Raw genomic sequence first — 12,733 nt, forward strand, 5'->3', positions numbered from 1 at the left:
GAGCGCCGTTCGCTGGAAACACCACGGGCCCGGCCACGCGGCATGCGCATGGTCAGGCCCGTCTGGTGTCCTGCTTCCCGTTCGCCGCGGGCGCGCGGACTACTTCTCCTTGCCGGCGATCTTCCGCAGGGCCTTCTGGTCACGCACGCAGAGGATACGGCCGACGTTGCCGAGCACGCCCTCGCGCTTCATCTCGTTGATGAGCGTGGACACGAAGGAGCGGGAGGCGCCCACGAGGTCCGCGAGGTCCTGCTGGGTGATGCCGCGCAGGTCCGTCTCGCCGCCGTGCGGGCAGCGCTCGCCGTGCGCTTCAACCAGGGTGAGCAGGGTGTCCGCCAGGCGGGCCGGAACCTCCTTGAACGTCAGGCCCAGCACGCGCTTGCGCAGGGCACGCACGCGCTCGGCGTAGGCGCGGACCACGTCCACCGCCAGGGCCGGACGGGCCTCCAACTGGGCGCGGAAGTCGCGGCCCTCGATGCTCCAGACCTCGGCCTCACCGGCGGCGATGGCCATCTCTTCAATCGGCGTGCCCTCGGGGCGGAACAGCTCGCCGAAGAGGTCGCCCGGGCGGAGGATGGACACCACGGAGCGGGTGCTGTTCTTGCCGATGCGCATCAGGCGCACGCGGCCGGACTTCAGCAGGTAGACGCGGTCGGTGTTGTCACCGGGGCGGTAGATGGTCGAGTTGTGCGGGAAGGACTCGACCTTGAAGTAGCCCTTGAAGTCGATGGCCTCCTGGCCGGGCACCAGCTTGTTGGCGGTGACCATCATCCCGGAGCTGGTCGTCTGCAGCGGCGCCACGACGTTGGAACCGATGGGGCCGAGGGGGCGGTTGAAACCGTGCATGGCATAACTCCTGGGAAGGAAGCGTAGGGAAGCCGGGCCGTCTGCTTCAGCGGCGAACGGGACTTTCCTTCTCCAAGGTTCGTGCCAGCGGGAATTGAAATGCCGCCGGGACAACACCTCCTGAAATGCCGGGTACTTAGCGCTACAGGCCCGCACCAGAGCCCGTTCTGTGTCCAAAACCTGAAACAGAACGTTCAAACAGTCTGATCAATTTGAACGAAACGTTCAAACCGGGGGCATGAGTGTCGGAGCAGCGACACTGTCCAAGAGTGCTCACAACGCATCCTTCACAGGGAAGGTGTGCACTTGAGGGCTCTGGCTCTGTGCAAGACCGTACTTCTGGAGCTTGCGCTCCAGGGTGGGGCGGCTGATTCCAAGGATCTGGCAGGTGCGACCCTTGTGCCCCTTCGTGACGGTCATCGCACGGGCGATGAGCTGGCGCTCGGCCTCTTCCAAAGTGGGAATCAGGCTGGCGTCGTCCTCGGCCGGCGCGGCGAACATGGCGCTGGCGGTGTGGTGGGCGGAGGTGGCCCGGCCCGGCTCCGGCGAGGGGAGGGGAGACTCCAGGGCGGGCAAATCGTCCCCGCGCAGGACGTCACCGGGGGCCAGCACCACGGCGCGGGTGAGCACGTTCTCCAGTTCGCGCACGTTGCCGCGCCAGGGCAGGCGGGTGAGGCGCTCCATGACCTCGCCGGGCACGCGGGTGACGCGCTTGTGGACCTTCTCGTTGATGCGCTCGAGCAGGTGCTTCACCAGCGGGGGGATGTCCTCGCGCCGCTCGCGCAGCGGGGGAATCTGGAGGGTGATGACCTTGAGGCGTTGGTAGAGGTCCTCGCGGAAGCGGCCGGCCTCCACCTCCTCCACCAGCGCGCGGTGGGTGGCGGCGATGACGCGGGCGCGCAGCTTGATGCGTTTGACGCCGCCCACGCGCTCGAACTCGCGCTCCTGCAGTACGCGCAGGAGCTTGGCCTGGAGCATCAGCGACATGTCGCCAATCTCGTCCAGGAACACCGTGCCGTCCTCGGCCAGCTCGAACTTGCCCGGCTTGCCCGCCGTGGCGCCGGTGAAGGCGCCCTTCTCGTGGCCGAAGAGCTCGCTCTCCAGCAGCGTGTCGACGATGGCCGAACAGTTGATGCCGATGAAGGGCCGGGGCTCGTCGTAGGAGTAGTTGTGGATGACGCGGGCGATGAGCTCCTTGCCGGTGCCGCTCTCGCCCGTAATCAGCACGGTGGCGTGGCTGCCGGTGACTTTTCCAATCTCCTTCACCAGTTGCTGCATCAGCGGGCTGGTGCCCACGATGTCGCCCAGGCGGGCGGCGGCGTTCTCCCGGTGGACCTCGTCCGCGCGGCGCGACAGCTGGCGGTACTCCAGCGCGCGCTCCACCACCAGGTCCAGGGCGGCCGGGTCCGGGAAGGGCTTGTGGATGTAGTCGAAAGCCCCGGCCTTCATGGCCCGGATGGTGGTCTCCATGTCGTGGTACGCGGTGACCAGGATGATGCGCGCGTCCCCGCACAGGCCCTTCATCTCCTCGATGATTTCCAGACCCGTGCGGTCCGGGAGCATCATGTCGAGGATGACCACGCTGGGCATGGCCTCCTGGGCAGCGCGCAGTCCTGCCGCGGCGCTGGTGGCGGTGGCCACCTGGTAGCGGGGCTGGCCGTCCTGCTCGATCTCCTCGAAATGCATCTTCAGCGTTTCGAGGAGCGAGACGTCGTCGTCGACGATGAGAAGGGTCTCCATGGCGCTCTCAGGTGGCGAACGTCAGCGTCAGCACCACGCCCGGCTCGGCGCTGCCCCGGGCGGCCACGTCTCCCCCCACGCCCGTCATCACCCGGCGCAGGGCGGCCAGGGACAGACCGGCGCCCCGGGCCAGCCGGGAGCCGAAGGGCTCGAAGAGCGAACCGTTCTCCTCGGGGGGCAGGGCGGCGGCGGGGTCGTGGAGCACCATCATCACCTGGTGGGGGCCACCCCGGCGCAGGGCCACCTCCATCGGGCTGCCCTCCGCCTGGCCCATGGCGACGTTGAGCAGCACCTGGGCCAGCACGGGCCGCAGCCGCGTCGGGTCCACCCGGACGCGGGGCAGGTCGGGTTCCTCGTCCACGCGGACCTCCACGCGCCGTTCGGCCAGCTCGGGGGCCACCATCTCCGTGGCCTCCTGCACCACGCCGCGCAGCGGATGGGCGTCCAGCTTCGGGGTGGTGTCGCGGCCGTATTCGGAGAGGAGCCAGAGCATGCGCTCCATGGTGCGAATCTCCCGGTTGGCGATGGTGAGCCGCCGCTTGTCCCGGTCATTGAGGCCGGTGTTCCGGGCCAGCGTCTGCACCGCCATCTTCACCGAGGAGAGGGGGTTGCGAATCTCGTGGCTGAGCGAGGAGGACAGCCGTGAAATCTGCACCGGGGGGGCGCCGTCCAGCATGGCGTTGAGGTCCAGCACGGTGGCGCTGGCCTCGCCGTCGTCCAGTCCCAGGGACAGGCGGAGGGGGGACGCGTCCTCGCCGCCGAGGTTGGCGGAGATGAACTCCACCGCGCGGCGGTCCTCGCGGGCGCGGGCGTCCAGCTCACGGGCGCGCTTGGGCGACACGCCGAGGACCTCGTGGAGCGGCTGCTCCAACAGGGCCCCGGCGGGGCGTCGCAGGATGCTGGAGAGGTCGCCTTCGGCGCGTGTCACCCGCAGGCTTGGAGTCCAGGCGAGCATCGCGGCTTGCAGGAGATGGGTGTTCATTTGATGGGCCTGAAACATACCGACTAAGGTTCCGCGCTGTCCCCATGTCATCTCCGGCGCGTTTTCCTAAGAACCTTGTGGCCTGCCTCCTCTTCCTGTCCGGGGGCACTGCGCTCGTTTACGAACTCGTCTGGTCCAAGTACCTCGGGAATGTCCTGGGGAACAGCGGCCAGGCGCATGCCGTGGTGCTCGCCACGTTCATGGGAGGGCAAGCGCTGGGCGCATTTGTCTTCGGGCGGACAGCCGACCGGGCAAAGAACCCCCTGGCCCTTTACGGCCTGCTGGAGCTGGGCGTGGGCCTGTACGCGCTGGTCTTCCCCTATGTGCTCGATGTGCTGGGGGCGCTATGGCTGAACGTGGCCCCGTCCGTGCCGGATGGCTGGCGACTGGGGCCCCGGCTGCTGGTCTCCTCCGCGTCGCTGCTGATTCCCACGCTGCTGATGGGCGGCACGCTGCCGGCGCTGGTGCGGCACTTCGCCTCCAGCCTGTCGGGCGTGCGCTACGAGTTGGCGCGGCTCTACGCCGTCAACAGTCTGGGCGCGGCGGTGGGTGTGTTCATCGCCGGGACGAAGCTGGTGCCCGCCATCGGCCTGTCCTCCTCGGCGGGGCTGGCCGCGGGGCTCAACATCCTGGTGGCGCTGGCCTCGCTGGGGCTGGCCCGGCGCTTCCCGCCCGCGCTGGTGCCGGGACAGACGCCCCCCGCGGAAGCGGGCGACGCGGAGGTGTCCTATCCGCGCATCGCGGTGAGGGCGGCGCTCATCGGCGTGCTGCTGTCTGGCTTCACGTCCATGCTGTACCAGGTGACGTGGATCCGCCTGCTGTCCATCGTCCTGGGCGCGTCCACCTACGCCTTCACGCTCATCCTCACCGCGTTCATCATGGGCATTGGCCTGGGCAGCTTCTGGCTGATGACGCGCAAGGGACAGGTGGACTCGCTGCGCCTGTTCGGCCGGCTCCAGGTCGCGCTGGTGGCCAGCATCTGCGTGGCGCTGCCGCTCTACGTCCGGCTGCCGCACCTATTCCGCAAGGCGCAGTGGATGATGACGCGCTCGCTGGACACCTGGCCGCTGTTCCAGGTGCTGACCTTCGGCTTCTGCTGCCTGGTGCTGCTGGTTCCCACCTTCTTCATGGGCGCGGCCTTCCCGGCGGCGGCGCGCGTGGCCACGGCCAAGGTGTCCGAGGTGGGGCGCCAGTTGGGCGGCGTCTACTTGTGGAACACGGTGGGCACGATTACGGGTTCGGCGCTGGGCGTGCTGGTGCTGATGCCGTGGTGGGGCATGGAGGGCAACTTCATCGCGGGCGTGGCGGCCAACCTGCTCGGCGCGGGGCTGGCCTTCCACGCGGCTCCCGGCCGTCCCGCACAGCACGCGCGCGCCTTGTGGCCGGTGGCCGCCACGGCGGTGCTGGCGCTGGTGGTGCTGGGCGGGATGAGCGGCTGGGCGGTGCGGTTGTCGGGCATCGCCTCCATCCGCTCCCACGAGAAGCCGCCGGAGAGCTACGCGAAGCTGGTGGCGGACACGGAGGCCATCATCCGCCCCATCTTCTACCAGGACGACACCTTCGCCACGGTGATGGTGGCGGACGTTCCCGTGGACAACCTGCGTTTCATGAAGCTCAACGGGAAGGTGGACGCGTCCAACGGGAGCGACGTGGAGACGCAGGTGGTGGCCGGTCACCTGGGCGCCCTGTTGCACCCGCGTGAGCCCAAGTCGGTGCTGCTGGTGGGCGCCGGCGCTGCCATCACCGCGGGCAGCGTGCTGGTGCACCCCGTGGAGCACCTGGACATGGTGGAGATTGCTCCCGCCGTCATCGACGCGGCGCGCCTGTTCAAGGCGGACAACCGCAACGCGGTGGATGACCCGCGCACCCACGTGCACGTGGACGACGCCAAGACGTTCATGGCGCTGTCGCCGCGCAAGTACGACCTGGTGGTGAGCGTGCCGTCCAACCCGTGGGTGTCCGGCGTGTCCGGCCTCTTCACGCGGGACTTCTTCCAGACCGTGGACCGGCACCTGGCGGACGACGGCGTGCTGGTGCAGTGGATCCACACCTACGAGAGCAACGAGGACCTCATCAAGCTGGTGGTCCGCACCCTGCGAGACACCTTCCCGCACGCCACCACGTGGCTGGGGCCGCATGACCTGGTGATGGTGGCCAGCCGCAAGCCCCTGGCCTTCGATGCGGCGCGCCTGGCCGAGCGCATGGGGCATCCGGAGGTGCGGAAGGACTTGTCCCGCGTGGGCATCAACGACGTGTTCGCGCTGCTGTCCAAGCAGGTGCACAGCGAGGCCGGCCAGCTCGAGTTCGCCGGTGAGGGCCCCATCAACACGGACGACCACAACCTGCTGGAGTACGCGTCGCCCATCGCCTTCTTCGTGTCGAATCTGGACGTGCGCGTGAAGGACGAGCGGCGCGCGCCCGAAGGGGCGGACCGCCTCTTCCTGCACGACTATGTCCAGCAGCACCCGCCCACCGCGGAGCAGGCCGCCGGGCTGTACCGGAACATCGAGCGCTACCACGCGCCCAATGACCCCATGGTGCGCGGCGCGGCCGCGCAGTGGCGGCGGCTGGCCCCCGACAGCCCGGAGTCCGCCCTGGCCCTGGGCAAGGCGGCGCTGGCCCAGCAGGACTTGACGCTGGCCGCCTCGCTCCTGGAGCCGGAGGTGGCACGGGGAGGACGCGCGCCCGCGCTGGTGACGGCCTACCTCCGGCTGGTGACGGCTCAGACCTGGGCTTCGCGCACCATGTGGACGCCTGTAGGTGCCCTGCACGACACCGTGGCCCTGGGGCGCGAGGTTGCGTCCCGGCACCCGGACGACGAACATCTGGCCCGGGCGCTGCGCTCGCTCTGCGAGGCGCTGCCCCGTTCGAGCTGCGAAGGCACGGCCCAAACGCCCGTTGCCGCCCCCGGGGGCCCCTGAAATGGGGGCTTGGATCATCCCAATCGGGCCAATTGCCTGGAATCACTGAGAATTCCAGGCATCCTCCCGATGACCGATGGAGGTGGAAGTGGGATCTGCCCTAGGGTGCGAATCACCCAAGCAGCAGGGTGTTTTTTCCACCACTGCAATCCCCGGAGAGTTCCATGAAGGCGATCTCGAAGAAGCAGCAGCTCCGCAAGGCTCGTGGCCAGGGCATGACCGAGTACATCATCATCGTCGCCCTCATCGCGATCGCCGCCATCGGCGTGGTGACCCTGTTCGGCGACAACATCCGCAAGCTGTTCGGCGCCTCCGCCGACGCGCTGGCCGGTAACGCCTCCGTCGACTCCGAGGCCACCGAGCGTCAGCGCCAGCTGGAGAAGAAGACCATCAAGACGTTCGGCCAGAACAACGCGTACTGAGCCGTGTCCTTCCGGGGGGAGCCATACCTGCCTCGTGCGGGTGGCTCCTCTCGGGCGGCTGAGGTCGAGGGCTGAGTCGTCAGCCCGGTGCCCGGCCGGAAGTGGCAGCACCCCCGCCCAGGGGCTTGACCCTCACGCGACGTGAGGCCCTACACCTCCTCATCAAGAGGTGGAGATGGCCCTGACGGTGAGCCAGGTCGCCCGGCTGGCGAAAATCAGCATCCGCGCGTTGCACCACTATGACGAGCTGGGCCTGTTGTGTCCTTCGGACCGCAGCGAGGCCGGCTACCGGCTCTATTCACAGGCGGACCTCCAGAAGCTCCAACAGGTGCTCTTCTTCAAGGAGCTGGGCTTCCCGCTGGAGGACATCCGCCGCATCCTGGGCGACCCCACCTTCGACCTGCGCACCGCGCTGCGGATGCAGCGGCAGCTCCTGACGGAGCGGGCCGCCCGTCTGGACGCGCTGGTGCATGCCGTGGACGCGGCGCTGGACGCGCTGGAGAAGGGGACGCACGTGGACAAGGAAGCGATGTTCGAGGCCTTTGGCGACTTCGACCCCTCGAAGTACGAGGAGGAGGCGAAGCAGCGCTGGGGGAACACGGAGGCCTACAAGGAATCCGCCCGGAGGACGGCGCGCTACAAGAAGGAGGACTGGAAGCGCATCAAGGAGGAGGGGGACGTCCTCTTCCAGGCGTTGGCGGACCTGCTCGCGGCGGGCACCAGCGCCGCGTCGGCCGCGGCCATGGACCTGGCCGAGGCGCACCGGCAATACCTGGGCAGGTGGTTCTACGCGTGCCCACCCGCCATGCACCGGGGCCTGGGGGAGATGTACGTGGCGGATACGCGCTTCACGGAGAACATCGACAAGGCGCGCCCTGGCCTGTCGCTGTTCCTACGGGATGCCTTCGCGGCCAACGCGGAGCGACAGGGGGCCGCCGATGTTCCCTGCGGCTAGCTGAAGCCCAGCCGCTTCAGCATCACCGCGCGGATGGAGGGAATCCGGAAGCGGTAGATGAGCGCGTCCGCGAAGTAGTGCGCCAGCACCACCGCGAAGCCCAGGGACGTCATGGCGCGCAGCAGGGGATGCGTCTCCGCCACGCCCATGTTGCTGCCCAGCGCGCCGCGCACCACGCCCTGCTGGAGCAGGCCGTGCACCGCGCCCAGCGCCAACAGGGGCAGCATGGACGCAATCATCGCCGGGACGATGAACTTCCGCGGCAGCCGGGGCGTATCACCCTCGCGCGGCTCCAGCATCCGCGCGGTGAGCATGTAGTACTCCAGGCCGTGCATGCCGGGCAGCATGACGTAGCCCCAGGTGGGCGCCACCAGCACCAGCCCGGTCGCCGTCGCCATGGCCAGGAGGTAGAGCACCTTGGGTCCGCTGACGGCCTCCGCGCGCAGTACCGTGCGGAACAGCAGCATGAAATAGCCCAGCCACACCGCCAGCAGCACCCCTAGCGTGCCGTGCGGGAGCACCGCGCCCTGGCCAATGTCCAGGTACGCCGGCGCATCGGGCCCGGGGGCCTCCGGCACGAAGAAGATGCGCACCAGCAGCAGCGAGAGCAGCAGCGGGACGTACATCTGTTGCAGCTTGCGCTCCAGTGCCGACGCGCCAGGCAGGCCGGCCTTGCCCGCGCGCAGCCCGTGGAGTGACCAGATGCCCCGGTGCTGGGACAGGGTGTGGTGCGTGCCGAAGACGTTGAAAATCACCGCCACGCCATACGTGTGCGCCGTGCGCTCCGCGTAGAACGTGAAGAAGAGCACCGTGCCCACCGCGAGCATGCCCAGCGAACCCGCCAGCACCTGCCGGGGTTGGCCCGGGGCGGACGTCAGCACGTCCCGGTGCACCGCGAAGAGCAGGAACGTGAGGATGACGTGGGTGGCGTTGCCGAGCAGGTTCTGCGCCGTCCAGGCTGAAAGGCGGTGTGCGCCTTCCGCGGCGCCCGGGGCCAGCCAGACGTTGGCGGCCGCCGTGCACAGGGCCAGGGCCAGGGGCAGGGCGACGATGAGGGCATCTGCCCGCGGTGAGAAGAGCCACAAGCCCCGGAAGGCCAGCGCCCCGCCCGGGGAGGGGGCCGTCACGGGGGACGGGGAGTTCACGGCGGGGCTCAGCGGCGTCATACCGTACGGACCCTAACATGCCCGCTGGCGGCGGCGCCGCTCGCGTCGCGCCGTGCCCGTGTTAGAACAGGGCTTTCATGGAAGGCCGCCTGCTTCTGAAAAACTGTGCCGTGTTCAGGGCGGACGGACGCGTCCGCCATGGCATGGCCGTGGTGGTGGAAGGCAACACCATCCGCCGCATGGCTCCGGACGCCCAGGTGCCCGTGCTGCCCGGGGACTGGGAAGTCGCCTGTCATGGCCGGCTGGTGGCGCCAGGCCTGGTGGACTGTCACACGCACCTCGTCAACGGCCAGTTGCTGCCGCCGACGGGACACTTCCTGATGCTCCCGCCCCGCGAGCGCCTGGACCGGCTCCGGCACGTGGCGCGGCTGCTCACGAACGAGGACGTGGAGGCCCTCACCCGCTACGCGGCGGCCCGGGCCCTGCGTCACGGCGTCACCCTGGCGGTGGAGCACCTGTCCTGCCAGGACGTGGCCGGAGGACTCGCCGCCCAGGCTCGCGCCGCGGAGGCGGTGGGCTTGCGGTTGGTGACGAGCCACTCCACCCACGGATTGGACGGCGCCGCGCAGGCGCAGGCGTGGCTGGACGCCAACGCGGACTTCACGCGCGCGCATCGGGACCACCCGCTGGTCCGGGGGGCGCTTGGCTTCCATGCGTCGTTCACCTGTGACGACGCGCTGCTGCGCCGCATCGCGGAGCTGAGCCGGGTGCTGGACGCGCCCACCGTCTTCCATCTCGCGGAGAGCGAGGACGACCTCTCCTCCACCTACTCGCAGCACGGCAAACGCGTGGTTCCGCGGCTGGATGCGCTGGGGCTGCTCGGGCCGCGTGCCATCGCGGGCTATGCGCGCGTGCTGGACAGCGCGGAGGCGGAGCTGCTGGAGCAGAGCGGTGCCTTCGTGGCGCTGGCGGCCCGGGGCGTGCGCGCGCTGGAGCGTGGCGCGGACCCCATGGACGCGGTGCTGTCGCGGGTCCACCTGCTGGGGCTCGGCACCGGGGGCCATGGCAGCCTCCAGGACGAACTGCTCGCCGCGCTGGTGGGCGTGCTGCGCATCTCCCGTTCCGGAAGGCTGCCGGACGTGGATGGCGCGCTGGCGCACCTGCTCGTCAACGGCCCGGCGGAGCTGTGCACGCGGCTGTTCGGCCTGCCCTCCGGGAGCGTGGAGGAGGGGAGCATCGCGGACCTCGTCGTCTACGACGTCGTGCCCACCGCGGATCCGGAGACGGGCTACTCGCCCTATCTGCTCGGGCAACTGGCGCATTCGCCGGTGGGATGGACCATCGTGAACGGCCGGGTCTGCGTGCGGGAGGGGCAGTTGCTGGGGCTCGACTACGTGGCGCTTTCCCGTGCGGCGACCGAGGCGCTGGAGCGTGTCTGGACGCGCGCGCGTCTGGGCAGTTGAGCGGCGGCATGGGCACACTGGCTTCTTCTCTCGTGGAGACGCTGCGCGCCTCGCGCGGCCGGCGCGGGCCGCTGCTGGGAGACGCGCGGACCACGGCCTGGCGCGTGGTAAACGCCGAAGCGGACGGTGTGCCGGATGTGACGGCGGATGTGTTTGGTGACGTGTACGTCATCAGCCTCTACCGGGACTTCACGCCGGACGAGGAGGAGACGCTGCTCGACGCGGCCGTGGCCGCCTGGGCGCCTCGAAGCCTCTACCTCAAGCGCCGGCCCCGGGAGGCGCGTGTCCTGGCCAACGTGGCGAAGGAGTCGCTCGCACCCGAGGCGCCCGCCCGGGGCGAAGCGGTGGAGTCCTTCACCGCGCTCGAAAACGGCCTGACGTTCCTCATCCGTCCGGCGCAGGGGCTGTCGGTGGGGCTGTACCTGGACATGCGGGACACGCGGGCGTGGCTGCTGTCGCAGGCGCGGGGCCTCACCGTGCTCAACCTCTTCTCGTACACCTGTGCCTTTGGCGTCGTGGCCATGGCGGGCGGCGCGAAGCGGGCGCTCAACCTGGATGCGAGCCGGCGCGTGCTGGAGTGGGGCGAGGAGAACGCGCGCCTCAATGGCCAGACGGTGGACCGATATGACTACGTGGCCGGTGACGTGTTCGATTGGCTGAAGCGCCTGGCGAAGAAGGGCGAGTCCTTCGACATCGTCATCTCGGACCCGCCGTCGTTCTCGACGACGCGCAGTGGCCGGTTCTCCGCGGCGCGCGACTATGCCCGGCTGGCCGAGGCCGCCGCGCGCGTCGTCAGTCCGGGAGGCCAACTGGTGGCGTGCTGCAACCACGCGGGACTGGCTGCCCGCCGCTTCGAGGCCATGGTGCTCGAAGGGGTGTCCCAGGCGGGACGCCAGGGGAAGTCGTTGGGCTCGCTGGCGCCGTCCGCGTTGGATTTCCCACCGCCGCCCGGACAGGAGCCCGCGCTGAAGGTGCACCGGGTGCAGGTCCGTTAGGAATAGAGGCCTGCCGAGCTTCGCCCAAGTTTGTTGCCACTCCGCGGCTCGGCACAGGTAGGCTCGCCGGGCCATGCCTCCCGCCGCCCCGCAGCGCGACACCGGCCGCTTTGGAAAGTACCGCCTCATCGACCGCATCGCCGTGGGAGGCATGGCCGAAATCTTCCTCGCGCATCAGCAGCAGGAGGACGGCCGCGAGTCTCCCGTCGTCATCAAGCGCATCCGCCCGCATCTGTCCAAGCACACGGCCTTCGTGAAGATGTTCCTCAACGAGGCCCGGCTCGCCGCGCAGCTCAACCACCCCAACGTGGTGCAGATTCACGACCTGGGGAAGATTGCCGACAGCTACTTCATCGCCATGGAGTACGTGTCCGGGCGGGACATGCGCCGCGTCGTCCCCAAGGCGGAGGCGCTGGGGATTCCCTTCCCACTGGTGTACGCGGTGAAGATTGCCTCGTGCGTCTGCGCGGGCCTGCACCACGCGCACACCAAGGGGGACCTGTACGGCAACCCGCTCAACATCGTCCACCGGGACGTGTCACCGGAGAACATCGTCGTCGCCTTCGATGGCTCGGTGAAGATTCTGGATTTCGGCATCGCCAAGGCCGCCAACCAGATGGAGCAGACGCGCAACGGCGAAATCAAGGGCAAGCTCAGCTACATGAGCCCGGAGCAGTGTCTGGGCAAGCCGCTCGACTGCCGCAGCGACGTCTTCTCCCTGGGCGTGGTGCTCTACGAGTGGCTCACCGGCTTCAAGCTCTTCACCGGTGAGTCCGAGGCCGCGGTGATGCGCAGCATCACGGACGGGAAGATCTACGCGCCGTCGTACTTCCGCGAGGACCTGCCGGAGCGCCTGGAGACCATCCTGATGCGCGCGTTGGAGCGCGACCGGGACAAGCGCTACCAGACGGCCGCGCAGATGCAGAAGGACCTGGACGCCTTCCTGGACGCGTACGACTTCACGCCCACGGCGCTGCACCTGTCCAACTTCATCAAGCAGCTCTTCGAGGAGGAGCTGGCCGCCGAGCAGCGCCGCCTGGCCGTGCGCGCCGCGGCCGCGCCCACGTCGGAGGAGGCCCTGGAGCTGTCGGATGTGGCGGATGCGCTCGACACCGCGAAGGCCATGCCCGCTCCGGAGCCGGAGCCCCCGGCCCACGATGACCGCACCGAGCCGCGCACCCTGGCCGTGCCGCTGAGTCCCGCCGTCTCGGAAGCGCTGGAGGCGGTGGCCCGCCGCAACAACGTGCCCGCGGGCCGCATGGTGGCCGAGCTGCTCGAGTCCTGGCTCAAGTACCGCTGACCC

10 protein-coding genes are annotated in these 12,733 nt (G+C 69.3%); 6 read left to right on the forward strand and 4 right to left on the reverse strand.

Annotated features, from left to right (window positions below; genetic code table 11):
• Positions 1 to 99: 99 nt before the first annotated feature.
• The 3 genes from mrpC to FMQ63_RS14340 form a co-directional block, all read right to left on the reverse strand.
• Complete coding sequence (gene mrpC / locus FMQ63_RS14330) at positions 100 to 846, reverse strand: Crp/Fnr family transcriptional regulator MrpC (protein ID WP_002634092.1); 747 nt, start codon at positions 844 to 846, stop codon at positions 100 to 102.
• 273 nt (positions 847 to 1,119) lie between these two features.
• Positions 1,120 to 2,586, reverse strand: coding sequence for a sigma-54 dependent transcriptional regulator (locus FMQ63_RS14335; RefSeq protein WP_011555098.1), 1,467 nt, complete (start codon positions 2,584 to 2,586; stop codon positions 1,120 to 1,122).
• A gap of 7 nt (positions 2,587 to 2,593) precedes the next feature.
• Positions 2,594 to 3,568: a sensor histidine kinase KdpD gene (locus tag FMQ63_RS14340; RefSeq protein ID WP_309247150.1), complete on the reverse strand. Its 975-nt coding sequence runs from the start codon at positions 3,566 to 3,568 to the stop codon at positions 2,594 to 2,596.
• A gap of 44 nt (positions 3,569 to 3,612) precedes the next feature.
• Here FMQ63_RS14340 and FMQ63_RS14345 point away from each other — a divergent pair, with 44 nt between their 5' ends.
• The 3 genes from FMQ63_RS14345 (at position 3,613) to FMQ63_RS14355 (ending at position 7,866) form a co-directional block, all read left to right on the forward strand.
• Positions 3,613 to 6,489 (forward strand): fused MFS/spermidine synthase, encoded by a 2,877-nt coding sequence (locus FMQ63_RS14345; RefSeq protein WP_011555096.1) that lies wholly within the window; start codon positions 3,613 to 3,615, stop codon positions 6,487 to 6,489.
• Between the two features lie 164 nt (positions 6,490 to 6,653).
• A complete protein-coding gene (locus tag FMQ63_RS14350; protein ID WP_026114034.1) occupies positions 6,654 to 6,911 on the forward strand; it encodes a hypothetical protein in 258 nt (85 codons plus the stop codon).
• Positions 6,912 to 7,086: 175 nt separating this feature from the next.
• Complete coding sequence (locus tag FMQ63_RS14355; RefSeq protein WP_026114033.1) at positions 7,087 to 7,866, forward strand: MerR family transcriptional regulator; 780 nt, start codon at positions 7,087 to 7,089, stop codon at positions 7,864 to 7,866.
• Here the strand turns inward: FMQ63_RS14355 and FMQ63_RS14360 are convergent.
• Entirely contained in the window at positions 7,863 to 8,993 is a 1,131-nt protein-coding gene (locus tag FMQ63_RS14360) for a hypothetical protein (protein WP_228556419.1), read from the reverse strand. The genes FMQ63_RS14355 and FMQ63_RS14360 overlap by 4 nt on opposite strands.
• Positions 8,994 to 9,109: 116 nt before the next feature.
• Here FMQ63_RS14360 and FMQ63_RS14365 point away from each other — a divergent pair, with 116 nt between their 5' ends.
• The 3 genes from FMQ63_RS14365 (at position 9,110) to FMQ63_RS14375 (ending at position 12,730) form a co-directional block, all read left to right on the forward strand.
• On the forward strand, positions 9,110 to 10,435 hold the full coding sequence (locus FMQ63_RS14365) for an amidohydrolase family protein (protein ID WP_011555092.1): 1,326 nt from the start codon (positions 9,110 to 9,112) through the stop codon (positions 10,433 to 10,435).
• Between the two features lie 8 nt (positions 10,436 to 10,443).
• Positions 10,444 to 11,430 (forward strand): class I SAM-dependent rRNA methyltransferase, encoded by a 987-nt coding sequence (locus FMQ63_RS14370; RefSeq protein WP_011555091.1) that lies wholly within the window; start codon positions 10,444 to 10,446, stop codon positions 11,428 to 11,430.
• Positions 11,431 to 11,503: 73 nt separating this feature from the next.
• Entirely contained in the window at positions 11,504 to 12,730 is a 1,227-nt protein-coding gene (locus FMQ63_RS14375) for a serine/threonine-protein kinase (RefSeq protein WP_011555090.1), read from the forward strand.
• The last annotated feature ends 3 nt before the right edge of the window (positions 12,731 to 12,733 follow it).

The sequence above is a fragment of the Myxococcus sp. CA005 genome (assembly GCF_006518205.1).
Taxonomy (GTDB): domain Bacteria; phylum Myxococcota; class Myxococcia; order Myxococcales; family Myxococcaceae; genus Myxococcus; species Myxococcus xanthus.